Origin of the sequence: Jannaschia sp. Os4, from assembly GCF_016820245.1 — a bacterium.
In the GTDB taxonomy this organism is placed as follows: Bacteria; Pseudomonadota; Alphaproteobacteria; order Rhodobacterales; family Rhodobacteraceae; genus Jannaschia.
Genome location: NZ_JAFCAR010000001.1, coordinates 604,936 through 627,961, shown reverse-complemented (window position 1 = coordinate 627,961; position 23,026 = coordinate 604,936). Strand labels below are relative to the sequence as shown.

Below are 23,026 nucleotides of genomic sequence, written 5' to 3'. Positions count from 1 at the left end.
GGTTCCGCCCCGTTCCCATGGCATCCCTCCGCCCCGAGGGAGATTCCATGCGCCTGCTCATCGTCCACCAGAACATGCCCGGCCAATACCGCGAGATGCTGGACTGGCTGATCGCGCAGGGCGGGCACGAGATCGTGTTCCTGACGCAGCGCCGGAACTACCCCGACCAGAAGGGCGTGCGGAAGATCGTCTACCCCGCCCACCACCGCGCGCCCAAGGACGGCTACGGCCTGTCGAAGGTCTGGGAGGAGGCGGCGGGCGTGGGCTACGGGGCCGCGCTCGCGGCGGGCAAGCTGAAGCGGGACGGGTTCACCCCGGACGTCATCCTCGGGCACACCGGCTGGGGGGAGCTGCTGTTCATGAAGCACGTCTGGCCGGACGTGCCGATCCTCGGCTTCTTCGAGTACTTCTACATGTCCCACGGCGGGCCGGTGAACTTCGACCGCGAGGAGGCCCCGGACCCGACGATCCCGTACCTGCTGCAGGCGCGGAACACGGTGCCCTACGTGAACATCCAGGTGGTGGACCGCGGCACCTGCCCGACCCGGTGGCAGCGCGACACCTTCCCCGAGAGCTTCCACGACAAGCTCTACGTCGCCCACGACGGCATCCGCACGGACCGGCTGCGGGCCGATCCCGACGCGTCGATCTCGCTGGGCCGGGCGGGGCGGATCACCCGCGCGGACGAGGTCTTCACCTACATGGCCCGCAACATGGAGCGGACGCGCGGCTTCCACGTGTTCATGCGCGCCCTGCCCGAGATCCTCGCGGCGCGCCCGGACGCGCGGGTGGTCTGCATCGGCGGGTCGGGCGCGTCCTACGGCAAGGCGTCCAAGGAGAAGGGCGGCTTCCGCGCGGAGATGGAGAAGGAGGTGGGCGACCGGGTCGACTGGGACCGGGTGCACTTCGTCGGGCAGGTGCCCTACGCCGACTACCAGCGCATCGTGCAGGTCTCGCGCTGCCACGTCTACCTGACGATGCCCTTCGTGCTGTCGTGGTCGCTGCTCGAAACGATGGCGATGGAGGCGACGGTGGTGGCCTCGGACGTGGCCCCGGTGCGGGAGGCGGTGACCCACGGGGAGACGGGGCTGCTGGTCGATTTCCACGACCACATGGCGCTGGCCCGGCAGGTGGTGGAGGTGCTGGAGCGGCCCGCCGCCTTCGCCCATCTCGGGCCGGCCGCCCGCGCCCACGTGGTCGAGCACTACGACTTCGAGACGGTCTGCCTGCCGCGGCACCTGGAGGAGATCAACGCGCTGGTCCCGCCGGAGCGGCGCATCCCGCTGCCGGGGCAAGCCTCGCGGGCGATGCGGCGGGCGGCGGCGGCGAAGGCACGGTAGCCCCATCCGTCATCCTCGGGCTCGACCCGAGGATCTCGTGGAGTGAGGTCCCCGGGTCTTCGCCCGGGGATGACGGCGCTTCGCTCAGCGAGGCAGCGGGTTGCTCGCCGCCTTGTACGCGCTCCAGTCCTCGATGTCGGGATAGTGCCGCTTCCGCCAGTCGCGGACGCGCTTGTTCATGATGCGGAACCACACCGGCGGGATCATCGCGGCGAAGGTCATCACCGGGTAGCCGTAGGGCAGCTGCGGCGCCTCGTCGTCCTCGTAGGTCTGCAGCAGGGGGAAGGGCCGGTCGGGCTTGTAGTGGTGGTCCGAGTGGCGCTGCAGGTTGATGAGCAGCCAGTTCGACGCCCGGTAGTCCGAGTTCCACGAATGGTGCGGCTTCACGGGCTCGTACCTGCCGTCGCCGAGGTGGCGGCGGGTCAGGCCGTAATGCTCCACGTAGTTGACCAGCTCCAACTGCCAGATCGCGACGCCCGCCTGCGTCAGGAACAGCACCACGCCCAGCCAGCCGCCCACCGCGAAGGCCGCGACGTAGAACGCCGCCTGCAGCGCGAGGTAGCGCCAGAGCGGGTTGGAGCGGTGCCACCACGGCAGGTCCTTGCGCGCGAGCATCGCCGCCTCGGCCCGCAGCGCCGAGACGAGCGATCCCCACAGCACGCGCGGGTAGAAGCGGTGGAACCCCTCGTTGTAGCGCGAGGTCGCGGGGTCGCGGGGCGTGGCCACGTAGCGGTGGTGCACGAGCAGGTGCTCGGACCGGAAGTGGGAGTAGAGCACCGAGGCCAGCAGCACGTCCGACAGCCACCGCTCGAGGCGCGAGCGCTGGTGCATCAGCTCGTGGGCGTAGTTGATGCCGATGGTCCCCGACAGCACCCCCATCCCGAAGAACAGGCCGAACAGCGACCAGCCCGTCAGGTGGTCGGCCCGCGTCGCGTAGAAGATCAGCGCTAGCAGCGTGGCGACCTGCACCGGCGGCCAGATCAGGGTAATCGCGCGATACCACGTCAGCTTGGAGCGGTCCGACATCGGGTCGGCGTTGGCCTCCTCCTGCCCGGCGAGCAGGTCCAGCGTCGAGTAGAGGCCCCACGTGCAGGCAGGCACCAGGAGCACCCACGGCCCGCCGAGCACGGCGGCGATCCACACGACGGGGATCAGCGACAGCGAGATCCAGAACGGCAGGGCCCGCGCGGGCGCGGCGAGGCGGTCGTCGGGCAGGGCGGTGATGGCCATGGTCGGTCCTCCGGTCGCGCGGCACCTTACGCGGGCCGCGTCCCCGCTCAAGCGGGACGCTTCGTCGCTACGCGCCAAACCTTGCCGAAGAGTGACGGCAAGGTGTCGGGGTCGGGCACGGCCCAGTGGCCGCGCTCGGGGTTCCGGTCGGTCTCGGCGGCCATGACCGCGAGATGCAGTTCGAAATGGGTGAAGCCGTGGCGCACCTCGCCCATCTCGCGCCAATCCGCCGCGACGGGCGGGGCCGGGGTGGGGTCGTCGCCCCACTCCGAGGTCGGGAAGCCCGTCATGCCGCCCAGCATCCCCTTGGGCGGTCGCGTCTCGACCAGCCAGCGGCCCAGCGGGTCCACCGCGACGTAGGCGAGGCCGCGCTTGGTCGGCTTGGCCTTCTTCGGGGCCTTGCGGGGCAGGTCGGCAGCGATCCCCTGCGCGCGTCCCTCGCAGGCATCATGCAGGGGGCAGAGCAGGCAGGAGGGCGACTTCGGCGTGCAGAGCGTCGCCCCGAGGTCCATCACCGCCTGCGCCCAGTCGCCGGGCCGCTCGGCGGGGGTCAAGGCGTCCATCGCCGCGCGCACCTCCGGCTTGGCGGCGGGCAGCGGCGTCTCGATGGCGCGCAGGCGGGTCATCACCCGCTCGACGTTGCCGTCGACCACGACGGCGCGCTCCTGAAACGCGATCGCCGCGATGGCCGCCGCCGTGTAGGGACCGACCCCCGGCAGCTCCAGCAACTCCAGCTCCGTCTCCGGGAAGCCCCCACGTGCCGCCACCGCGCGGGCGCAGGCCAGCAGGTTGCGGGCGCGGGCGTAGTAGCCCAGCCCCGCCCACATCCCCATCACCTCGGCGTCGTCGGCCCCCGCGAGGGCCTCCACGGTGGGGAAGCGGGCGGTGAACCGCTCGTGATAGGCGCGCACGGCGGCCACGGTCGTCTGCTGCAGCATCACCTCGGAGAGCCAGACGCGGTAGGGGTCGGGCCGCACGCCGCGCGCCACGTCCGCCGGGGCCACGCGCCACGGCATCTCGCGGGCGTGGGCGTCGTACCACGCCAGCAGCGCGTCACGAATGCGTGACGTGTCCGTCCCCATGGCCGCGATCCCCCGTGCCCCCGTCCGGCCGCTGATGTAGGGATCGCGGCGATGAAGGGGAACGGCACATCCAGACGCGGCGGGCGGGGCTTCCGCCGGGCAGCGGACCTCGTGGCGGGCGACGTGCGCCGCGCCGCCGAGGAGCGCGGCTTCGCCGAATCGCGCCTGCTGACCGCGTGGCCCGAGATCGCGGGCGCGCAGGCCGCCGCCATCAGCCGCCCCGTGAAGGTGTCGTGGCCCAAGAACGGGATGGGCGCGGTGCTGACCCTGCTCACCACCGGCCCGCAGGCGCCCATGCTGGAGATGATGGTCCCCGCCCTGCGCGAGCGGGTGAACGCGGCCTACGGCTATGCCGCCGTGGGGCGCATCACGATCACCCAGACGGCCCCCGTGGGCTTCGCCGAGGGGCAGGCGTCCTTCGCGCCCAAGCCCGCCGCGAAGCCCGAGCCGCGCCCCGAGGACAGGCGCTCCGCCGCCGACCTCGCGGCGGGCGTATCCGATGACAGGCTGCGGTCCTCGCTTGAACGGCTGGGCGCCGCGATCATATCGAACCGACGATCCTGAGGGAGAACCCAATGCCCACCAGACGCGACGCGCTCCTGCTGATCCCCGCCGGCCTCGCCGCCGCCGGGAGCTATGCGTGGCTCAACCGGGGCGGCGACGCCCTGCCGACGCTCGACGTGGTCGGCGCGGCCAACGCGCAGGCGGCGGACGTGGCCGAGATGACGCTCGGCGACCCGGACGCGCCGGTGAAGGTGATCGAGTACGCCTCGTTCACCTGCCCGCACTGCGCCGACTTCCACCGCGACACGTTCAAGGACTTCCGCGAGCAGTTCATCGACACCGGCCGCGTGCACTTCACCTACCGCGAGGTGTATTTCGACCGCTACGGCCTGTGGGCGTCGATGATCGCGCGCTGCGCGGGGCCGGACCGGTTCTTCGGCGTGGCGGACCTGCTCTACCAGCAGCAGTCGCGATGGGCGCGCGAGGCGGACGCGGCGGACGTCGCGGCCTCGATCAAGCGGATCGGCGCGCAGGCCGGGCTGGACGCCGAGACGGCGGACGCCTGCCTCACGGACGCCGCGCAGGCCGAGGCGCTCGTCGCGTGGTACCAAGCCAACGCGCAGAGCGACGGCATCCGCTCGACCCCCTCCTTCCTCATCAACGGGGACATGCACGCGGGCAACATGGGGATCGCCCAGCTCGGGCGCCTCGTGGAGGAGGCGGGCGCCTAGGGCGCCGCGCCGAACAGCCGGTCCAGCGCCGCCTCCACGGGGGCGGCGTCCTCCACCTCGAGCCGCACGGGCAGCACGAGCACCCGGCCCCGCAGGGCGGCGGGCAGGCGCACCGCGTCCTTCTCCGTCGTCACCGGCTGCGCCGAGAGCCGCGCGGCCCGCTCGCCCAGCCGCTTGAGGAGGGCGGGGGTGAGCGGCTGGTGGTCGGCCAGCGCGGCGGTGCCGCGCACCTCGGCCCCGAGGCCCCGCAGCGTGTCGAAGAACTTCTCCGGGCGCCCGATCCCCGCGAAGGCGAAGACCGGCAGCCCCCGCCAGTCCATCCCCGTCCGCAGCGGCGCCAGCCGCCCCCGCACGCGCGGCACGGCGCCGGGGACCACGAGCCGCGCCTGCGCCGCCTCCGGCCCGATGCTCAGCACGAGGTCGGCGCGGGCGAGCCCAGCCTCCACCGGCTCGCGCAGCGGCCCCGCCGGGATGACGCGCCCGTTGCCGAACCCCGCCTCCGCGTCCACCACGACGATCGACAGGTCCTTGGCCGGCGTGGGGTTCTGGAACCCGTCGTCCAGCACCACCGCCCGCGCGCCCGCCGCCACGGCGGCCTCCGCGCCCGCGCGCCGGTCCTTGGCCACCCATGTCGGCGCGAAGGCCGCGAGGAGGAGCGGCTCGTCCCCGACCTCCGCCGCCCCGTGGCGGGCCGGCTCGACCCGCACCGGCCCGTCGAGCGACCCGCCATGCCCCCGGCTCACCACGTGGGCGGCCACGCCCCGCGCCGCCAGCAGGCCCAGCAGCCACGCCACCGTCGGCGTCTTGCCCGTCCCGCCCGCCGAAAGGTTGCCCACGCAGATCACGGGGACGCCGACCCGCGCCCCGCCGCGCGCCACGCGCCGGGCGGTCGCGCGGGCGTAGAGCGCCCCCAGCGGGGCGAGGAGCGCCGACCACGCCCCCGGCGGCCGGGACCAGAAGCCCGGCGCGCGCATCAGTCCACCCCGTCCAGCATCGCGAAGAGCAGGTCGATCGCCTTGTCCGTCACCTCCGCCCCCGCCGAGCAGACCTCCCACGCGGCATGGGCCATCTCCGCCGCGCGGTCGGGCTCCAGCAGGCGGGCGAGGGCAGGGCCGAGGGCGCGGGCGTCGTCCACCCGCTCCGCCGCGCGCGCCTCGGTCAGCCGCTCGTAGATCTCCGCGAAGTTGTGGACGTGCGGCCCGTGCAGGATGGCCGAGCCGAGGGCGGCGGGCTCGTAGGGGTTGTGCCCGCCCACGGGCACGAGCGAGCCGCCCACGAACGACACCGGGCAGAGCCGGTACCACAGGCCCATCTCGCCCATCGTGTCGGCGACGTAGACCTGCGTCTCGGGCTGGATCGCCTCGCCCGCGGAGCGCTGGGCGACCTTCCACCCGGTCTGGCGCAGGGCGCGCACGATCTCGGGGGCGCGGTCGGGGTGGCGCGGGGCCAGCACGAGGAGGAGCGCGTGCCACGACTGCAGCGCCCGGCGGTGGGCGAAGGCGCAGGCCGCCTCCTCGTCGTCGTGGGTCGAGGCGGCCAGCCAGCAGGGCCGCCCGTCCAGCGCGTCGTGCAGGCGCCGCAGCTCCCGGTCGCTGGCGGGCAGGGCGGCCGACCCCTCCTTGAGCGTGCCGGTCACCTCCAGCCGCGCCTCCGGCAGCCCGAGGAGCCGCAGCCGCCGCGCGGTGTCCTCCTCCTGCGCTTGGACGTGGGCGATCCGCGACAGCAGCGACGCCGCCGCCCGCGGCGCCCAGCGCCAGCGGCGGAAGGCCCGCTCCGTCATCCGGGCGTTGATCAGCGCCAGCGGCACGCCCCGCGCCTCCGCCTCCACGATGAGGGCGGGCCAGATCTCGCCCTCGGCCAAGACGGCGAGGTCGGGGCGCCAGTGATCGAGGAAGCGCGCCATCCACGGGCGCACGTCGAGCGGCACGAACTGGTGGACGCAGCGCGGCGGCATCCGGTCCGCCAGCACGGCGGCCGAGGTCACCGTCCCCGTCGTCAGCAGGAAGTGCAGGTCCGGGTCGTCCTCGCCCATGCGGCGGATCATCTCCAGCACGGACACGCTCTCGCCGACGCTGGCCGCGTGCAGCCAGACGAGCCGCCCCTCGGGGCGGGGCAGCGACGGCGTCCCCCGCCGCTCGGGCAGGCGGTGGGGGTCCTCCTTGCCCCCCGCGAGGCGCTTCTCGAGCGTGCGGGCGCCCCAGCGGGCGCCGCGCTTCGAGAAGGCGAGATAGGCGGCGAGGAGCGGGGAGAACCCCGGCTTGGACGTCTTGGTCAGCCCAGTTCCTCCGTCGGGGAGGCCTCGGTCTCCTCGTCCCGCAAGCGGTGGATATGCGCGATGAAGTAGCGCGCGTGGGCGTCGTCCACCGTGCGCTGCGCGGCGTTCTTCCATGCGTCGTAGGCGCTGGCGTAGTCGGGGAACATGCCGACGATGTCGATCTTCCCGGGATCGGCGAACTGGGTCGACGAGGGGTTCACGAGCTCGCCGCCGAAGACGAGGTGCAGGCGCTGGACCATGGGGGCCTCCGTGTTGTGCGTTCGTCCGACCGTTAGCCGAGCGGTCCGTCGGACGGTAGGGCGGGGTTCACCCCGCGAACACCGCGTCGCCCGCAGCATATCCGCGCCAGCGTCCCGTCCGGTCCGGCCCGAGCAACACCGCCGACCCGTCCGGGGCGCACCACCGTGGCACCCCCTGCCAAAGGCTTCGATCCCGGGTCCCGCCGGACCGCACCCGCCCGAGCGCTTCGTCATCCAGCGCGCAGCCTTCCGGCGGTTCCCACCGGCGCGACAAAGCGAACGCGATCCAGACCTCGTTCGTATCGATGTCCCGCACGAGCCGGATGCGCTCGGCACCATGAGGCACCCAGCCCGGCACCCAAGAGCGCGCCGCCTCGTCCATCGCCGCGACCGATGGATGCTCGGTCGTCTTCCGATCCAGCGATGGCGGCAGGATCGAGGCCACGCCCATGCCCACCGCGCCGACGACGACGAGCGGAAGGGCCAAGCGCCTCACGACCGGCGATCACGGACGCTCACGCCAACCGCTCCATCAGCCCGCCATGCACCGCCGGCGTCCCCGCGACGACGCCGTCGAGCAGCGCCTCCACCCCGTTGAACCGCAGCGGCCCGCCCCGCCGGTCCGTCACCGCCGCCCCCGCCTCCGCGCAGAGCAGCGCGCCCGCCGCGATGTCCCACTCCCACGCGCGGCGTAGGGTGATCATCGCGTCGAACCGCCCCTCCGCCACCAGCGCCAGCCGGTAGGCCAGCGACGAGCGGAACGTCCGCTCCACGGGCGGCACCTCGCGCCACCGCTCGGGTCGGAAGTTGGCCTTCGCCCCCAAGACCGTGGCCCCCTCCAGCGCGCCGCGCCCCGAGGGCGCCATCGCCGCCCCGTCCTTGGTCGCGCCCCGCCCGGCGGCGGCGGCGTAGGTCGTCCCGCGCACCGGCATGAGCACCACGGCGGCCACCGGCACCCCATGCTCGACGACCGCCAGCGAATGGCCCCAGTCCTTCGCCCCGTCGATGAACGCCCGCGTCCCGTCGATCGGATCGACCACGAACACCCGGTCGCGCGTCAGGCGCTCCGGCCCGTCCACGCTCTCCTCCGACAGCCAGCCGTAGCCCGGCCGCGCCTCGGTCAGCATCGCGCGCAGGGTCGCGTCGACCTCGAGGTCGGCCTCGGTGACCGGCCCCTGCCCGTCGCCCTTGTCGCGGGGGCGCACCCGCCCGAACCAGCGCATCGCGATCTCGCCCGCGACCTCGGCGGCGCGGACCAGCAGCGCGAGGTCGTCAGGCTCCGGCAATCGTCAGCCCTTCGACCAGCAGCGAGGGCACCGCGCGGCCCACGTGCAGCCGCGCGTCGTCCGCCGGCACCACCGTCCGCAGCATGTCCCGCAGGTTCCCCGCCACCGTGCACTCGTTGACGGGCCGCACGATCTCGCCGTTCTCGACCCAGAAGCCCGACGCCCCGCGCGAGTAGTCGCCCGTCGTCGCGTTCACGCTCGACCCGATCATCCCCGTGATCAGCAGGCCCGTCCCCATCTCGGCCAGCAGGTCGTCCCGCGACCGGGTCCCTTGGGTCATCCGCACGTTGCCCGCCGATGGGGACGGCGGGGCCGACGTCCCGCGCGAGGCGTTGCCCGTGCTCTCCAGCCCCAGCTTGCGCGCCGTGGCGAGGTCCAGCACCCACGACCGCAGCACCCCGTCCTCCACCAAGGCCCGCCGCATGGCGGGCAGCCCCTCGGCGTCGAACGGCTTGGAGCCGGACAGCCGCGGGATGGTCGGGTCGTCGTGCAGGTCGATGCCCTCCGGCAGCACCCGCTCGCCCATCGCGCCCCGCAGGAAGGTCGCGCCCCGCGCCACGCTCGTCCCGTTGATCGCGCCCAGCAGGTGCCCGATCAGCGCGCCCGCCACCCGCTCGTCGTAGACCACCGGATAGGCGCCGGTCGGCGGCTTGGACGCCCCGAACCGCGCGACCGCCCGGTCGCCCGCCATGCGCCCCACCGTCTCGGGGTCGTCGAGGTCCGCGCGGTGCACCCGGCTGTCGCCGTAGTAGTCCCGCTCCATCCCCAGCCCCTCGCCCGCAATCGCCACGCAGGACAGCGACGTCCCCGTCCGCCGGTAGCCGCCCGCGAACCCGTTGGTCGCCGCGATCCAGACCCGCCGGTCGCCGCGACCCGCGCCCGCCCCGCTCACCTGCGTCACGCCGTCCACGGCCAGCGCCGCCGCCTCGGCCCGCACGGCCCAGTCCTGCAAGTCTGCAGGCGACAGCGCCTCCGCCCCGTCCACGAGGTCCAGCGCGGCCGCGTCCACGCCCGCGGCCAGCTGGTCCGGGTCGGCCAGCCCCGCGCCCGGATCCTCCGGCGCCTCGCGCGCCATCGCCACGGCCCGCTCGGCCATCGTGCCCAAGGTCGCGTCCGACACGTCCGAGGCCGACACGCAAGCCTGCCGCCGCCCGATCAGCACGCGCAGGCCGATCTCCACCCCCTCGGAGCGGTCCGCCTGCTCCAGCACGCCGTTCCGCACGTCCACCGACACCGAGGTGCCGTCCACCGCGATGGCGTCCGCCGCCTCGGCCCCGGCCCGGGTCGCGGTCATGAGCAGCCGCCCCGCGAGCGCGTTCAGATCGTCCATGTCCACATCCTCCGGGGCCAGACCCGCGACCTAGGCCCCCCGCGCGGCCCATCCAACCCGCACGCGCCGTCGATGGTACGGAAATGCGCCGGGGGCCGCGCCCCGGCGCCCCCCGCCGGTCACTGCAGCGGCAGCCCGTTCGCGACGATGCCGCCGCCCTCGGTGAATTCGATCTCCGACACCAGCGCCCCGTCCTCCGCGGGCCGGGCCACGACTCCGGACATGCCCCGGATGAACGTCGCCTGATCCGCCGGGACGAGGCCCATCGTCACGAGGCTGTCGAGCAGGTCGAACCCGCCCGTCAGGCGCAGGTTGATCGTGCCCACGGGCTGCGGCTGCGGGAAGAGCACCGGGAAGGTCAGCGCGCCCGTGCCCGTCAGCGATGCGCCCGCCGCCGTGACCTCCAGCGCGCGGATGTCGAGCGACTGCGGTTCCAAGGGCGGCACCGGCGCGTTGGCCGCCTCCTCCGAGAAGAGGTCCCCCGTCACGCGCATGTCCCCGCCGAGGTCGAGACGCACCGTCGCCGCGTCGCGCGGCAACTGGCCCGAAGGGTCGAACATGCTCCAGATCGCGTCCGACAGCTCCAGCCCCGCGACCGTCATCCGCAGCCCGTAGCCCTGCGCCTCCGGCGTGGCCCGCGTCGGCAGGGTCAGCGCGAAGGCCATCTCGTCGAGCGAGCCTTGGAACGGCACCGGGATCGGCGCGGGCGTGACCGTCAGGTCCATCCCGTCCAGCGTGCCGGAATAGGCGATGCCGTCCGCCCCGAACGCGACGTCGGTCCGGCTCGCGCCCACGGACCCGGAGGAGGTGAAGGCCGCTCCCTCCACCTCGGAGACGATCTTGAAGGTCGCCGGCCCGAGGCCGTAGCCCACCTCCATGTCGAGCGCGTTCATCACCGCGAACGCGTCCTCGGCGGTCCCCTCCGGCAGCGTCCCGCGCCCGTCGAGATCGAGGCCCCCGCCCTGGTAGGCGACCGAGAACGAGCCCTCGGGGTCGCGCACGTCCACGACCAGCCCGGCGGCGGCGCTCTCGGAGGCGACCGCGTTCGGGTCGCCCGCCGCGCCGAAGGTCGTGACGGACGAGATGTCGGTCATCGTCACCGTCTGGATCAGCGCGGGCAGCCCCGCGACCTCGTCGGGGGCGGAGTTGGTGACCTGCGTGAACCGCTCGCCGGTCGAGGCGTAGGTCCGCGTCGTGCCGTCGTCGGTCACGACCGTCTCCATGCCGACCTGCTCAAGCGTGCCGCTGTCCTCGCGCGTCTCGCCGAACTGCGTCGAGGAGGCGGTGAAGGCGGTCCGCTCGGGCATCGTCACGACGACGGTCTGCGCGTCGCGCGCGGTGAGCGTGACCTCCTCGTAGGTGAAGTCGAAGGCCACGGCCTCGCCCTCCACCTCGGTGGCGTAGGCGAGCGTCATGCCGTCCAGCACCAGCGCGTCGCCGCGGTCCTCGACGGCCCCGGCCTCCAGCGTGGCCCCGTAGGACCGTGCCGTGGCCTGCCAGTCCGCCCACAGCTCCGCCGGGGTGAGGTCGGCCCAAGCGGGGGAGGCGAGGCCCGCGACGCAGAGCGCGGTCAGGGAGACGGAACGGGTCATCGGGCAATCCTCCGGCAGGTCCCCCGCGCGACGGCGCGGGCGGTCGCGCGCATCATTCGCGCCGGGGCGGCGATGTGCAAGGTGGGGGCGCCCGCGCCCGCGCCCGTCAGTTCAGGCCCCGCCGCGCGAGCTCCTGCGGGATCGAGAACAGCGTGTTGCCCAGCCCCACGCCCGTCTGCATGTCGCCGAGGATCACGGTCGTCTGGCTTCCGGCGTCGTCCGTGATGACCCATTGGCGCAGGGTGGTCGGGTTGGGCGTGAAGACCAGCTGGATCGTGCCCGCCTGCGGCGTGTCGGGGTCGCGCAGGGTGATGGAGGTGGACGTGCCGTCCCCCCCGTGCCGCACCACCATGCCCGAGCGCCCGAGGTTCACGTTCTCCGCGAGGATCAGCGACAGCGGCGTGCGCGACAGCGGATACTGCTCCGGCGCGGTGTTGGAGACGGGGTCGAACACCGCGACCTGCCCGCCCCCCGCGATCACGAGGCCGCGGTTGGGCGCGTCGTAGTCGAACCGCACCCGGTTCGGGCGCCGGATCGACAGGTCGCCGGTCGAGATCGAGCCGTCCCCGTTGATCTGCGTGAACTCGGCCTGCGCCGAGCGCAGCCCGTTGAGGTAGCGGCTGATCTCCGAGATGGAGACCTCCTGCGCCCACGCGGGCAGGGCAGTGACGGCGAGCAGGGCGGCGGCGAACAGGTGGCGCATGGGGGTCTCCGTGCGGATGGTGTCCCGGCCAAGGTGGGGCGGTCCCCCCCCGATGGCCAGTGCTATGCGATGGCGTCGCGCGGAGATGCGGTGGCGCGCCGGTCGCCGGACGGGATGCGGCCGCCGCCCGCCGAGACTATGCCCCCGCGCATGGACCTCCGCCCCGCCACCCGCTCGGACGCCGCCGCCCTCGCCGCGCTCTCGGTCGAGGTCTGGATCGGCACCTACCTGCGCCACGGCGTGGGCCCCGCCTTCGCCGAGCACGTGCTGCGGACCTACGCCCCCGCGACGCTCGCCCGCTGGATCGCCGACCCGGCGCAGACGCTCCGCGTCGCCGCCGCGCGCGACGGCGCCGTGGGCTACGTCCGCCTCCTTTCCGCCGCGGCGCCGCCGGTGCCCGGGCTCGGCCCGTGGGAGGTCGCCACGCTCTACGTCCAGCCGCGCCACCACGGGCGCGGCCTCGGGCGCCGCCTCCTCGGCGCCGCCTGCGCCACGGCCCGCGCGGCGGGGGCGGACCACGTCTGGCTGACGACCAACTCCGGGAACGCGCCCGCCCTCGGCTTCTACGCCACGCAGGGCTTCGAGGCCGTCGGCACGACCGACTACGTCATCGACGGCACCGGCTACGAGAACACGGTCCTCCGCCTCGGCCTCTGACCGAGCGGCGCAGGGAGACGGCCCCGCCCGGGCGGCGGCCACGACCCTGCCCGCCCCTTTCTTGGCCAAAATATCCCGGGGGAGGCGCCGTCAGGCGACGGGGGCGGAGCCCCCTTCGATTCACCGGCTCCCCCGCACCATTCGATGGCACGGGGCACCGGACGGCGCGCCGCACCCGCGCCTGCACGGGGGCGCCCCCCCGCGGACGCTACCCCGTGCGGCCTCGATCGCGCGGCGCGCGGCGTCGCGTCACTGCACCTCGGGGACGAGGATCTCGCGCTTGCCGACCTGGTTCGACGCGCCCACGACCCCGTTGTCCTCCATCTGCTCCACGAGGCGCGCGGCCTTGTTATAGCCGATGCCTAGCTTGCGCTGGATGTAGGAGGTCGAGCATTTCCGGTCCCGCGCCACGATCTGCACCGCCTGATCGTAGAGGCTGTCCTCCGCCCCCGTGTTGCCGCCGAGGCCCAGCACCGCGTCGATGTCCGACGCCGCCTCCTCGTCCGGCCCGTCCAGCACGCTGGACGCGTATTCCGGCGGCCCGAAGCTCTTGAGGTGGTTGACGATCTCCTCGACCTCCTCGTCCGAGCAGAAGGGGCCGTGGACGCGGGTGATCTTCGATCCGCCCGCCATGTAGAGCATGTCGCCCATGCCCAAGAGCTGCTCGGCGCCCATCTCGCCCAGGATGGTGCGGCTGTCGATCTTCGACGTCACGTGGAAGCTGATCCGCGTCGGGAAGTTGGCCTTCACCGTGCCGGTGATGACGTCGACCGAGGGGCGCTGGGTCGCCATCACGAGGTGGATGCCCGACGCCCGCGCCATCTGCGCCAGCCGCTGGATGCAGGCCTCGATCTCCTTGCCCGCGACCATCATCAGGTCCGCCATCTCGTCGACCACGACCACGATGTAGGGCAGCCGCTCGGGCACCTCCTCCGTCGTCTCGAACACCGGATCGCCCGTCTCCTCGTCGAACCCCGTCTGCACCGTGCGCGAGAACACCTCGCCCTTGGCCAAGGTCTCCTCGACGCGCGCGTTGTAGCCGTCGATGTTGCGCACGCCCATGCGCGACATCCGGCGATAGCGCTCCTCCATCTCGCCCACGACCCACTTGAGGGCGACGACCGCCTTCTTGGGGTCGGTGACGACCGGCGACAGCAGGTGGGGGATGCCGTCGTAGACCGACAGTTCCAGCATCTTCGGGTCGATCATAATCAGGCGGCACTGCTCGGGCGTGAGGCGGTAGAGCAGCGACAGGATCATCGTGTTGATCGCCACCGACTTGCCCGAGCCCGTGGTGCCCGCGATCAGCAGGTGGGGCATCTTGGCGAGGTTTGCGATGACCGGGGTGCCGCCGATGTCCTTGCCCAAGGCGAGGGGCAGGCTCATCTTCGGGTCGTCGTAGTCCTCCGTGACGAGCAGCTCGCGCAGCGCCACCATCTCGCGCTTCTCGTTGGGCAGCTCGATCCCGATGACCGACCGGCCCGGCACCGTGGAGACGCGGGCCGACAGCGCCGACATGGAGCGCGCGATGTCGTCGGCGAGGCCGATGACCCGCGACGCCTTCACCCCGGCGGCGGGCTCCAGCTCGTACATCGTGACGACGGGGCCGGGGCGGACCTGCACGATCTCGCCCTTCACGCCGTAGTCGCGCAGCACCTCCTCCAGCGCGCGGGCGTTCGCCTCAAGCTCGGCGTCCGACAGCACGTGGCGGACGATGCCGGAGGGATCGGAGAGGAGGTCGAGCGACGGCAGCTCGTACTCGTCCGTCGTGGCCGCCGCGGGCGCGGGCTTGGCCGTCGCGGGCTTGGCCGCCACGCGGGGGGCGGGCGCCGCCGGCACGGGCGTGTCGGCCTCGTCCGTCTCCTCGACCAGCGGCTCGTCGACGGGCGCGGGCGCGCGGAACATGGTCGCCGCGCCGTCCTCGATCGCCGGGGCGGGCGGCACGATCAGCGGGGCCGGGCCGCCGCGCCCGGCGGTGGCGGCGGTGAGAGACGGCTCGACGCGGGGCGCCTCGGGCTCCGCCTTGGCGACGCGGGCGCGGATGGCGTGCTCGATGCGGCCCCGGACGCGGTCCTCGGGGGCGGCCTCGGGGTCGGGGACGTAGCCCTGCGGCGCGGCGGTCGGCGCCGCCTCGCCCTTGCGGAGCCACGAGAGCGGGCCGCGCGCGGGCGCGTCCTCGATCGCGGGGGCGGCCTCCGCCAAGGCGCGGGCGGCGAGGAGCGCGCCGCGCCCGGCGCCCTTGGCGGCGCCCGATCCCAGCGCGCCGATGCCCGCGAGCGCGAGGCCCAGGCCGGCCAGCGCCATCAGCCCGATCCGGCGCGCGTCCTCGCGGTCCAGCCCCAGCGCGAGGAAGCCGGTCCAGCCGGCGAGGCCGAGCAGCACGAAGGTCAGCAGCTTGAGCGTCAGGGCGGCGGGCGTCGGCATCGCGGTCAGCACCGCGCCAACGACCGTCTCGCCGAAGAGCCCGCCCAGCCCGAAGTCGTGCGGCCAGCCGTCGCCCGGCACGAGGCAGGACGCGAAGGCCGAGATGGCGAGCGCCCATGCGGGCACCAGCAGCCCCCGCGCCACCGCGCGGTCGGACCCGCGATGGGTCACGAAGCGGACGCCCCACGCGGCGGTCCCGATCACGAGCCCCCACGCGCCGACGCCCACGATGGTCAGCAGCGGACCGGAGATCGACGCGCCCAAGGTGCCGAGCCAGTTCCGCGGCGGCATGTCGGTGGAGGCGAACCACGACGGGTCCGCCGGATGGTGCGTGCCGACCATCAGGGCCACGAGCAGCGCGGCGAACAGCAGCAGGACGCCCACCCCCTCGCGCCCCCGGCGGGCGATGTTCACCTGCGTCGCCTCGTCGAGCAGGGGATTCCGGCTGCGGACCTGATACGCCATCTTCGTCACCTGTAGAGCGTGTCGCGCAGCCGGGAGAGGCCGCGGATCGTGTCGTCGAGCGGGGCCACGAGGGCCGCGCGGATATACCGGTCGCCGGGGTTCCCGGCCTCCGTGTCGCGGGCGAGGTAGGCGCCGGGTAGCACCTTGACCCCCGCCTCGCGCCACAGCGTCGTCGTCGCCGCCTCGCCGTCCAACCCCTCGGGCGTGGGCAGCCAGAGGAAGAAGCCCGCCTCGGGGATCTCCGCGCCGGGCACGCCGGCGAGGATGTCGGCGGCGGCCTCGAACTTGGCGGCGTAGAGGGCGCGGTTCGCCTCGACATGCGCCTCGTCGGCCCACGCGGCGGCGGCGGCCATCTGGAGGGGCAAGGGCTGCGGCGCGCCCGCGTAGGCACGGAGCTGGCGCATCCGCACCATGTTCTGCGCCCCCGTCAGCGCGAAGCCGGAGCGCAGGCCCGCGAGGTTGGAGCGCTTGGAGAGCGAGTGGAACGCGACGGCGCGGTTCGGGTCGTGGCCGCCCCGCTGGACCGCCTCCCACACGCCCGGCGGGGGCGGGCCGCGATACACCTCGCAGTAGCACTCGTCGGCCACGACGACGAAGTCGTGGCGCTCGGCCAGTGTCAGCAGCCGCTCCCAGTAGTCGAGAGAGGCCACCGCGCCCTGCGGGTTGGCGGGCGAGCAGAGGTAGAACAGCGCCGTGCGGTCGAGGAGCGCGAGGTCCAGCGCGTCGAGGTCGGGCAGGTGGCCCGTGGCCTTCGTCGCGTTGAGGTAGACGGGCTCCGCCTCCACCGAGAGGGCGGCGACGGCGTAGACCTGGTAGAACGGGTTGGGCACGAGGATCGCGGGCCGCTGGCCATCCTTGCGCTCCGGCGCGAGCGCCATGGCGACGTTGTAGAGCCCCTCGCGCGTGCCGTTCAGCGTCAGGATCTGCGTCTCGGGGTCCGGGCGGGTGCCGTAGCGCCGCCCGACCCAGTCGGCGATGGCGCCGCGCAGCTCGGGCGCGCCCTCGTTGGGCGGGTAGCCGCGGAAGCCTGCGGCTTCGGCTGCCACCACCTCGCCCACGAAGGCGGGCGGGTCGTGGCGGGGGTCGCCGATGGTCATCTCGATGGGGTCGGACGCACCGGGAGGCACGTCCGCCAGCAGCGTCCGCAGGCGCGGGAACGCGTAGTCGGGCAGCGCGGAGAACCGCTCTGGTGCCTTCATCCTGTCCGCCTCTTCGGTCGCGCAAGCTCTTGGACCGGCCCGCGTCCCCGACAGGATGCCCCGGCGGGGGCCTCCGCGTCCAGCGGGAGGGGGGCGGCCCGCCGGGAGGTGTGACTCCGGCGGGAATTGAGGCGGAAATGGGGCGGCGTCGCGGCGCCCTCAGGCCAGCGCCGCCTCCGCCGCCGCGCCGAGGCGCAGCAGCCGCTCCTCCGTCCGTGACGGGGTCAACATCATCAGCCCGCAGCACGGCACGCCCGTGGGCAGGGTCAGGCCGCAGAGGTCCAGCACGTTGCCCACGCGGGTGTGGGAGAGGGTCAGCAGGTTCTCCTCGACGTAGGTGGCGTCGTCCTCGGCCAGCTTCCGCCGGCTCGGTGGCAGGTTGGGCGCGGTGGGCAGCAGCACGGCGTCGAACCCGGCGGTGGCGGCGAGGTAGCGGGCGCGCAGGTCGCGCAGCGTCCGCCACGCGGCGAGCACGTCGGCGGCCAGCGTGTCGCGCCCGCCGCGGAACCGCTCGAGGATGCGGTCGTACATCAGGTGCGGCGCGGCCTCGATGGTGTCGCGCCAGATGGCGTAGGCCTCGGGGGCGAAGAGGAGCGGCGAGAGGGCGACGGCCTCGCCCACGACGTCGAGCGTCCGGCGCTCGACCGTGGCGCCCGCCGCCTCCAGCCGCTCGACCCCGTGCCGGAACGCCGCGCGCGGCGCCTCGCGGGCGCCGTCGGCGTGGTCCTCGAGGACGAGCAGGCGGGTGCCTTCCAGCGTGGCCCCCCGCAGGTCCACCGCGTCGCCGCCGCAGAGCGCGTAGCAGAGCGTGGCGTCCTCCACCGTGCGGGCGAGCGGGCCGACCACGTCGATGGACTCCACCAAGGGAACCGTCCCCGCCGTCGAGAGCCGCCCGAAGGACGGCTTGAACCCCACGAGGTCGTTCCACGCGGCGGGCACGCGGATGGAGCCGCCCGTGTCGCTGCCCATCGCAAGGGGCGCGAGCCCGTGCGCGACGGAGGCGGCGGCGCCGGAGGAGGAGCCGCCGGGCACGGCGTCCGCGTCGTGACGACCGGGCGGCGTGGCGGTCATGGGGTTGAGGCCGAGGCCGGAGAAGGCCAGCTCGCTCATGTGCGTCTTGCCCAAGCAGACCGCGCCGCCCTGCGACGCACGGGCCAGCACGGCGGCGTCGTCCTTCGGGGTGCGGCCGGCGAGCAGCTTGGTCCCGGCTTCGGTCGCCACCTCCGCGCTGTCGAACAGGTCCTTCCACGAGATCGGCACCCCGTCGAGCGGGCCGCGCCGCACGCCGTCCCGCGCCCGCTTGGCGGCCGCCGCGGCCTCGGCCCGCGCCCGGTCCTCGGTGAGGCGGGCGTAGATCGCATCCGCCACCTCGTGCGCCGCGATGGCCGCGAGGAACGTATCGAGCAGCGCCTCGGGGTCCACCTCGCCCGCCGCGATGCCGCGTCCCAGATCGCCCGCCGTCGCCCACCGCATATCCATCGCCGTCCCTCCGCTCGCGGCCGTGACGCTAGGCCGCGCCGCGATGGACAACCACCCCCGCCCCCCACATATCGCCCCCATGGACGCGATCATTATCGGCGGCGGTCTGAACGGCCCGCTCACGGCCTTGGCCCTCGACGCCGCGGGGCTGCGCTCCGTGGTGCTGGACGCGGGCGCGGCGCCCGACCTCGACCGGCCGTTCGACGGGCGGGCCTACTCGCTGGCGCTGGGCTCGATGCGGATGCTCGGCGCGTTGGGCCTGACCGACGGCCTCGTCTCCCAGCCCATACTCGGCATCCGCGCGAGCGACGGGCGGCCCGGCGAGGGGGCGGCGCCGCTCTTCCTCGACCTCGACCACGCGGAGGTGGGCGAGGGGCCGCTGGGCCACATGGTCGAGGACCGCCACCTGCGCGCCGCGCTCCACCGGGCCTGCGCGGCGGAGGGGATCGAGATGCGGTTCGGCGCGCGGGTCGTGGACCAAGCGCCGGGCCGGGTGACGCTGGAGGGGGGCGAGGCGCTGGAGGCCGCGCTCGTCGTCGGCTGCGACGGGCGGGCGTCGGGGACGGCGCAGCGCGCGGGGCTCAGGCGCCTGCGCAAGGATTACGGCCAGACCTCGCTCGTCTGCGCGGTCGAGCACGCGCGCGACCACGAGGGGATCGCGCACCAGTTCTTCATGCCCGCCGGCCCGCTCGCCATCCTGCCGCTGACGGGGCGGCGCTCGTCCTTGGTCTGGACCGAGGACCGCGACGTCGCGGAGGAGCTGAACGCGCTGCCCGACGACCAGTATCTCGACCTGCTCCGCCCGCGCTTCGGGTCGTTCCTCGGAGCGCTGTCGCTGGTGGGGAAGCGGGGGACCTATCCGCTGACCCTCGACCTCGCCACGGAGCTGGTGGCCGAGCGCATCGCGCTGGTCGGCGACGCGGGGCACGGCATCCACCCGATCGCGGGGCAGGGGCTGAACCTCGGCGTCAAGGACGCCGCCGCCTTGGCGCAGGTCGTGGCCGACGCGCGGCGGCGGGGCGAGGATTTCGGCTCGCTTCCCGTGCTGCGGCGCTACCAGCGCTGGCGGCGGTTCGACGCGACGGCGATGGCGCTGGCGACGGACGGGGTGAACCGGCTGTTCTCGAACGACGACCCGGTCCTGCGGGGGCTGCGCGACCTCGGGATGGGGGTCGTGTCGCGGACGGGGCCGCTGCGGCGCGGGTTCATGCGGATCGCGGCGGGAGTCGCGGGCGACGTGCCGAACCTGCTGCGCGGCGAGCGGCCGTAGGCGCCTCAGTCGAGCTTGCGCGCCTCGTCCACCAGCATGATCGGGATGCCGCCGCGGATCGGGTAGGCCAGATGGGCGGCCCGGCTGACCAGCTCGTGGCGCTTCGCGTCGTAGGTCAGCGGCGCGCGGGTCTGGGGGCAGACCAGCGCCTCCAGCATCCGGCGGTCGTGGCCGTGGGCGGGGGCGTCGTCCGCGCCGTCGGTCGCCTCGGGTCCGTCGCTCACTGCACCACCTCCTCGCCGTCGCCGCCGCCGCGCAGGGCGAACTCCATCAGCGTCTGCAGCGTCTCGCGCCGGGTCCGCAGGTCCGGCGCCTCCAAGAGCGCCTGCTTCTCCTCCGGCTCGAAGGGGCAGAGCATGGACAGGCTGTCGATCAGCATCTCCTCCTCCGCCTCCTTCAGGCTGTCCCAGTCGGTCGAGAGGGCCTGCGCCTCGAAGTAGCGCTCCAGCAGGTCGAGGAACGCGCCGCGGTCGAAGGCGGCGTCCGTCTCGACCCGCCCGAGGTCGCGCCCGAACCCCTCCCACGAGACCTCGGCCTTCACGTAGGGCGCGAAGCCCTGCAACTCCTCCTGGATGCGGTAGCGCGAGATGCCCGAGAGGGTGATCATGTAGCGCCCGTCCTCCGTCTCGGAGAACTGGGTCAGGCGGCCGGCGCAGCCGATCGCCTGCAGCGTCTTGCCGGTCTTGGACGCCTTGTCGCGCGGCTGGACCATCCCGATCAGGCGGTGCGGCGTCTTGAGCGTGTCCTCGACCATCTGCAGGTAGCGCGGCTCGAAGATGTGCAGCGGCAGGCGCGACCGGGGCAGCAGCAGCGCGCCGGGCAGCGGGAAGACGGGGATTGTGGGCGGAAGGTCCGCGGCGCTGAACATGACGTGGCACCTAGCGGGGGGATCGGGCGTTGCAATGGAGCGCGGCGCGATGGCGCGCCGCCACGAGGAACCGCAGGGAGACCCCCATGAAGACCGCACAGGACTATCTCAACGAGGCGAACGCCGTGGTGCCCAAGATCGAGTTCGACGACGCCGTGGCCAAGCACCGGGCCGGCGATGCGATCTTCATCGACGTGCGCGACTCGGGCGACATCGCCAAGACCGGCACCATCGCGGGCGCCAAGCGCATCCCGCGGGGGATGATGGAGTTCGTGGCCGACCCGAACACGCCGTTCCACGACGCCGACCTGACCCACGACGCGGACGTCGTGCTGATCTGCGGCAAGGGCGGGCAGGCGGCGCTGACCGGCAAGACGATGCACGACATGGGGTTCACCAAGCTCGCCAACGCGGGCGGCTTCCCCGACTGGAAGGAGAAGGGCGGGCCGGTCGAGGACTGAGCGCGCCCAGGTCCGCCCTCCGGGCGGACCTGGGCGCGGACCCCCGAGGTATTTCCGGCAAGATGAGGGGGCGCCGCGCGAGGGGCGCCCCGTTCAGTTCAGGATCATCGAGCCGAGGCGGCGGCGGCCCTTCAGCACCACGGAATCGTTCGGCTTGAGGCTGTCGAAGATCGTGAACAACTGCTTGCGCGCGGCGTCGTCGTTCCATTCCCGGTCGCGGCGGAACAGCTCCAGCAGCTCGTCCACCGCGCCCTCGGTGTCGCCCGACGCCTGCAGCGCCTGCGCGAGGTCGAGGCGCGCTTGGTGGTCGTCCGCGTTCGCCTCCACGGCCGCGCGGAGATCCGCCACGGGGCCGGCCGACTGGGCCTGACGGGCGAGTGCCAGTTGCGCGCGCGCGGCCTCCACCTCCGCGGAGGCGGCGATGGCCTCGGGGGCGGCGTCCAGCAGCTCCTCGGCGCGGTCGTGCTCCTCCAGCGCAAGGTGCGCCCGCACGAGGCCCCCGTAGGCGGCCGCGTTCTCCGGCTCCTCGCCCAGCACGGCGGCGAAGGTCTGGGCGGCGTCGGCCACGGCGCCCGCCTCCAGCATCTCCTCGGCGGCGGCGACCGCCTCGGCCAGCCCGTCGGCGGACCCGGCGGACACGAGCTTCGACACGAACTCCTCGATCTGGCTCTGAGGCAAGGCGCCTTGGAACATGTCCGCGATCTGGCCCTGCACGAAGCCCACCACGGTCGGGATCGACTGCATCGGCAGGCCCTGCTGCGCGAGCATCTGGACGAGGCGCTGGTTCCGGTCGACGTCGACCTTGGCCATCCTCACCTTGCCGCCCTGCTTGCGGACCGCGTCCTCCAGCATCGGCCCCAGCGTCTTGCATGGGCCGCACCACTCCGCCCAGAAGTCGACGATGACGGGCTGGGTCATCGAGGCCTCGACGACCTCGGCCATGAAGTCGGCCTCGCCCACGTCCTTGATCAGGTCGTCGGCGGGGGCGGGGGTCGGGCTGTCACCGAAACCGAGCATGGGGGCGTCCTTCCGTGGGGTCGGGCGGGGATGTAGGCAGGGCCGCGCCCCCCGGCAAGCGCGTCAGGGGTCGAGGTCGAAGGTCGCGAAGACCGGCGCGTGGTCGGACGGCTTGTCCCAGCCCCGCGCGGCGCGCAGCACGCGGGACGAATGCGCCGCGCCCGCGATGTCGCCGCTGGCCCAGACGTGGTCCAGCCGCCGTCCCTTGTCGGCGGCGTCCCAGTCCTTCGCGCGGTAGGACCACCACGAGTAGAGCTGCCCGTCCGGGATGTCGGCGCGCGTGACGTCGGCCCAGCCGCCGGCCTCCTGCGTCTCGCCCAAGGCGGCGACCTCGACCGGCGTGTGCGAGACGACCTTGAGCAGCTGCTTGTGGCTCCACACGTCGTCCTCGCGCGGCGCGATGTTGAGGTCGCCCACGAGGATCGCGCGTTCCGGCCGGTCCGCGCGGAAGGCGTCGCGCATGGCCGCGAGGTAGTCGAGCTTCTGGCCGAACTTCTCGTTGACCTCGCGGTCGGGCACGTCGCCGCCGGCGGGCACGTAGTAGTTGTGGACCGTCACGCCCCCCGGCAGGCGCGCCGCGACGTGGCGGGCGTGGCCGAGGTCGGCGTGGTCGTGGGCCGAGACCTCCTCCAGCGGGTGCTTCGACAGGATGGCCACGCCGTTGTAGCCCTTCTGCCCCCGCGCGACCCGGTGCCCGTAGCCGAGCGCCTCGAAGGCCGCGGTCGGCATCAGCTCGACGGGCGACTTGCACTCCTGCAGGCACAGCACGTCGGGCGCCTCCTCCCGCAGCAGGCGCTCCACGAGCCCTTCCCGCAGGCGGACGGAGTTGATGTTCCACGTGGCGAGGGTGAACGGCATGGGACGGGTGTGGCCG

At 73.8% G+C, this 23,026-nt stretch carries 23 protein-coding genes; 6 read left to right on the top strand and 17 right to left on the bottom strand.

Features of this window, described 5'->3' with window-relative positions; genetic code table 11:
- Nucleotides 1–47 precede the first annotated feature (47 nt).
- Entirely contained in the window at nt 48–1,340 is a 1,293-nt protein-coding gene (locus JQC91_RS03265; RefSeq protein WP_203285328.1) for a glycosyltransferase family 4 protein, read from the top strand.
- Between the two features lie 84 nt (nt 1,341–1,424).
- On the opposite strand, the gene JQC91_RS03260 is transcribed toward JQC91_RS03265, so the two are convergent.
- Together JQC91_RS03260 and JQC91_RS03255 are read right to left on the bottom strand one after the other, a co-directional pair.
- Complete coding sequence (locus JQC91_RS03260; protein WP_203285327.1) at nt 1,425–2,570, bottom strand: alkane 1-monooxygenase; 1,146 nt, start codon at nt 2,568–2,570, stop codon at nt 1,425–1,427.
- Nucleotides 2,571–2,617: 47 nt separating this feature from the next.
- Nucleotides 2,618–3,652, bottom strand: a complete 1,035-nt coding sequence (locus JQC91_RS03255) for an A/G-specific adenine glycosylase (protein WP_203285326.1) — start codon at nt 3,650–3,652, stop codon at nt 2,618–2,620.
- A gap of 51 nt (nt 3,653–3,703) precedes the next feature.
- On the opposite strand from JQC91_RS03255, the gene JQC91_RS03250 reads away from it, so the two are divergent.
- On the top strand, nt 3,704–4,216 hold the full coding sequence (locus tag JQC91_RS03250) for a DciA family protein (protein ID WP_203285325.1): 513 nt from the start codon (nt 3,704–3,706) through the stop codon (nt 4,214–4,216).
- 11 nt (nt 4,217–4,227) lie between these two features.
- Nucleotides 4,228–4,887 (top strand): DsbA family protein, encoded by a 660-nt coding sequence (locus tag JQC91_RS03245; protein ID WP_203285324.1) that lies wholly within the window; start codon nt 4,228–4,230, stop codon nt 4,885–4,887.
- Here JQC91_RS03245 and lpxK read toward each other — a convergent pair.
- From lpxK to JQC91_RS03205, 8 genes are all read right to left on the bottom strand, one after another.
- On the bottom strand, nt 4,884–5,861 hold the full coding sequence (gene lpxK, locus JQC91_RS03240; RefSeq protein WP_203285323.1) for a tetraacyldisaccharide 4'-kinase: 978 nt from the start codon (nt 5,859–5,861) through the stop codon (nt 4,884–4,886). The genes JQC91_RS03245 and lpxK overlap by 4 nt on opposite strands.
- Entirely contained in the window at nt 5,861–7,162 is a 1,302-nt protein-coding gene (locus JQC91_RS03235; RefSeq protein ID WP_238941312.1) for a 3-deoxy-D-manno-octulosonic acid transferase, read from the bottom strand. Before JQC91_RS03235 ends, lpxK begins: the two co-directional genes overlap by 1 nt.
- Complete coding sequence (locus JQC91_RS03230) at nt 7,159–7,401, bottom strand: DUF4170 domain-containing protein (protein WP_203285321.1); 243 nt, start codon at nt 7,399–7,401, stop codon at nt 7,159–7,161. Before JQC91_RS03230 ends, JQC91_RS03235 begins: the two co-directional genes overlap by 4 nt.
- A gap of 67 nt (nt 7,402–7,468) precedes the next feature.
- The gene (locus JQC91_RS03225) at nt 7,469–7,888 is read right to left on the bottom strand and encodes a hypothetical protein (protein ID WP_203285320.1); all 420 of its coding nucleotides are present in this window, start codon (nt 7,886–7,888) and stop codon (nt 7,469–7,471) included.
- A gap of 28 nt (nt 7,889–7,916) precedes the next feature.
- Complete coding sequence (locus JQC91_RS03220; RefSeq protein ID WP_203285319.1) at nt 7,917–8,687, bottom strand: 3'(2'),5'-bisphosphate nucleotidase CysQ; 771 nt, start codon at nt 8,685–8,687, stop codon at nt 7,917–7,919.
- On the bottom strand, nt 8,674–10,017 hold the full coding sequence (locus JQC91_RS03215) for a TldD/PmbA family protein (protein ID WP_203285318.1): 1,344 nt from the start codon (nt 10,015–10,017) through the stop codon (nt 8,674–8,676). The genes JQC91_RS03220 and JQC91_RS03215 overlap by 14 nt, the downstream gene beginning before the upstream one ends.
- A 119-nt stretch (nt 10,018–10,136) precedes the next feature.
- The gene (locus tag JQC91_RS03210) at nt 10,137–11,609 is read right to left on the bottom strand and encodes a DUF2125 domain-containing protein (protein WP_203285317.1); all 1,473 of its coding nucleotides are present in this window, start codon (nt 11,607–11,609) and stop codon (nt 10,137–10,139) included.
- 106 nt (nt 11,610–11,715) lie between these two features.
- On the bottom strand, nt 11,716–12,312 hold the full coding sequence (locus tag JQC91_RS03205; RefSeq protein WP_203285316.1) for an outer membrane lipoprotein carrier protein LolA: 597 nt from the start codon (nt 12,310–12,312) through the stop codon (nt 11,716–11,718).
- 150 nt (nt 12,313–12,462) lie between these two features.
- Between JQC91_RS03205 and JQC91_RS03200 the strand changes: the two genes are divergently transcribed.
- On the top strand, nt 12,463–12,969 hold the full coding sequence (locus JQC91_RS03200; RefSeq protein WP_203285315.1) for a GNAT family N-acetyltransferase: 507 nt from the start codon (nt 12,463–12,465) through the stop codon (nt 12,967–12,969).
- A gap of 249 nt (nt 12,970–13,218) precedes the next feature.
- Here the strand turns inward: JQC91_RS03200 and JQC91_RS03195 are convergent, their stop codons facing one another.
- From JQC91_RS03195 to JQC91_RS03185, 3 genes are all read right to left on the bottom strand, one after another.
- Nucleotides 13,219–15,858, bottom strand: coding sequence for a DNA translocase FtsK (locus tag JQC91_RS03195; protein WP_203285314.1), 2,640 nt, complete (start codon nt 15,856–15,858; stop codon nt 13,219–13,221).
- A 5-nt stretch (nt 15,859–15,863) separates the two neighbouring features.
- Nucleotides 15,864–17,057, bottom strand: coding sequence for an aminotransferase class I/II-fold pyridoxal phosphate-dependent enzyme (locus JQC91_RS03190; RefSeq protein ID WP_203285313.1), 1,194 nt, complete (start codon nt 17,055–17,057; stop codon nt 15,864–15,866).
- Nucleotides 17,058–17,216: 159 nt separating this feature from the next.
- Nucleotides 17,217–18,536 (bottom strand): amidase family protein, encoded by a 1,320-nt coding sequence (locus JQC91_RS03185; RefSeq protein WP_203285312.1) that lies wholly within the window; start codon nt 18,534–18,536, stop codon nt 17,217–17,219.
- Nucleotides 18,537–18,615: 79 nt separating this feature from the next.
- On the opposite strand from JQC91_RS03185, the gene JQC91_RS03180 reads away from it, so the two are divergent.
- A complete protein-coding gene (locus JQC91_RS03180; RefSeq protein ID WP_238941251.1) occupies nt 18,616–19,806 on the top strand; it encodes an FAD-dependent monooxygenase in 1,191 nt (396 codons plus the stop codon).
- Between the two features lie 5 nt (nt 19,807–19,811).
- Here JQC91_RS03180 and JQC91_RS03175 read toward each other — a convergent pair whose 3' ends face one another.
- Nucleotides 19,812–19,964, bottom strand: a complete 153-nt coding sequence (locus JQC91_RS03175; protein WP_203285515.1) for a Trm112 family protein — start codon at nt 19,962–19,964, stop codon at nt 19,812–19,814.
- Between the two features lie 62 nt (nt 19,965–20,026).
- Entirely contained in the window at nt 20,027–20,674 is a 648-nt protein-coding gene (locus JQC91_RS03170; protein WP_203285310.1) for an LON peptidase substrate-binding domain-containing protein, read from the bottom strand.
- Between the two features lie 86 nt (nt 20,675–20,760).
- Here JQC91_RS03170 and JQC91_RS03165 point away from each other — a divergent pair, with 86 nt between their 5' ends.
- Nucleotides 20,761–21,135 carry a rhodanese-like domain-containing protein gene (locus JQC91_RS03165; protein ID WP_203285309.1) on the top strand — a complete coding sequence of 125 codons (375 nt, stop codon included), beginning with the start codon at nt 20,761–20,763 and terminating at the stop codon, nt 21,133–21,135.
- A gap of 93 nt (nt 21,136–21,228) precedes the next feature.
- On the opposite strand, the gene JQC91_RS03160 is transcribed toward JQC91_RS03165, so the two are convergent.
- Nucleotides 21,229–22,152, bottom strand: coding sequence for a tetratricopeptide repeat protein (locus JQC91_RS03160; protein WP_203285308.1), 924 nt, complete (start codon nt 22,150–22,152; stop codon nt 21,229–21,231).
- A 63-nt stretch (nt 22,153–22,215) separates the two neighbouring features.
- Nucleotides 22,216–23,010 carry an exodeoxyribonuclease III gene (locus JQC91_RS03155; protein WP_203285307.1) on the bottom strand — a complete coding sequence of 265 codons (795 nt, stop codon included), beginning with the start codon at nt 23,008–23,010 and terminating at the stop codon, nt 22,216–22,218.
- Nucleotides 23,011–23,026: the final 16 nt, after the last annotated feature.

Coding starts and splice junctions, on each gene's coding strand:
- JQC91_RS03265 (WP_203285328.1), top strand. CDS start 48: ATGCGCCTGCTCATCGTCCACCAGAACATGCCCGGCCAATACCGCGAG.
- JQC91_RS03205 (WP_203285316.1), bottom strand. CDS start 12,312: ATGCGCCACCTGTTCGCCGCCGCCCTGCTCGCCGTCACTGCCCTGCCC.
- JQC91_RS03210 (WP_203285317.1), bottom strand. CDS start 11,609: ATGACCCGTTCCGTCTCCCTGACCGCGCTCTGCGTCGCGGGCCTCGCC.
- JQC91_RS03165 (WP_203285309.1), top strand. CDS start 20,761: ATGAAGACCGCACAGGACTATCTCAACGAGGCGAACGCCGTGGTGCCC.
- JQC91_RS03180 (WP_238941251.1), top strand. CDS start 18,616: ATGGACGCGATCATTATCGGCGGCGGTCTGAACGGCCCGCTCACGGCC.
- JQC91_RS03255 (WP_203285326.1), bottom strand. CDS start 3,652: ATGGGGACGGACACGTCACGCATTCGTGACGCGCTGCTGGCGTGGTAC.
- JQC91_RS03250 (WP_203285325.1), top strand. CDS start 3,704: ATGAAGGGGAACGGCACATCCAGACGCGGCGGGCGGGGCTTCCGCCGG.
- lpxK (WP_203285323.1), bottom strand. CDS start 5,861: ATGCGCGCGCCGGGCTTCTGGTCCCGGCCGCCGGGGGCGTGGTCGGCG.
- JQC91_RS03160 (WP_203285308.1), bottom strand. CDS start 22,152: ATGCTCGGTTTCGGTGACAGCCCGACCCCCGCCCCCGCCGACGACCTG.
- JQC91_RS03260 (WP_203285327.1), bottom strand. CDS start 2,570: ATGGCCATCACCGCCCTGCCCGACGACCGCCTCGCCGCGCCCGCGCGG.
- JQC91_RS03155 (WP_203285307.1), bottom strand. CDS start 23,010: ATGCCGTTCACCCTCGCCACGTGGAACATCAACTCCGTCCGCCTGCGG.
- JQC91_RS03175 (WP_203285515.1), bottom strand. CDS start 19,964: ATGCTGGAGGCGCTGGTCTGCCCCCAGACCCGCGCGCCGCTGACCTAC.
- JQC91_RS03200 (WP_203285315.1), top strand. CDS start 12,463: ATGGACCTCCGCCCCGCCACCCGCTCGGACGCCGCCGCCCTCGCCGCG.
- JQC91_RS03195 (WP_203285314.1), bottom strand. CDS start 15,858: ATGGCGTATCAGGTCCGCAGCCGGAATCCCCTGCTCGACGAGGCGACG.
- JQC91_RS03190 (WP_203285313.1), bottom strand. CDS start 17,057: ATGAAGGCACCAGAGCGGTTCTCCGCGCTGCCCGACTACGCGTTCCCG.
- JQC91_RS03185 (WP_203285312.1), bottom strand. CDS start 18,536: ATGGATATGCGGTGGGCGACGGCGGGCGATCTGGGACGCGGCATCGCG.
- JQC91_RS03170 (WP_203285310.1), bottom strand. CDS start 20,674: ATGTTCAGCGCCGCGGACCTTCCGCCCACAATCCCCGTCTTCCCGCTG.
- JQC91_RS03245 (WP_203285324.1), top strand. CDS start 4,228: ATGCCCACCAGACGCGACGCGCTCCTGCTGATCCCCGCCGGCCTCGCC.
- JQC91_RS03230 (WP_203285321.1), bottom strand. CDS start 7,401: ATGGTCCAGCGCCTGCACCTCGTCTTCGGCGGCGAGCTCGTGAACCCC.
- JQC91_RS03215 (WP_203285318.1), bottom strand. CDS start 10,017: ATGGACGATCTGAACGCGCTCGCGGGGCGGCTGCTCATGACCGCGACC.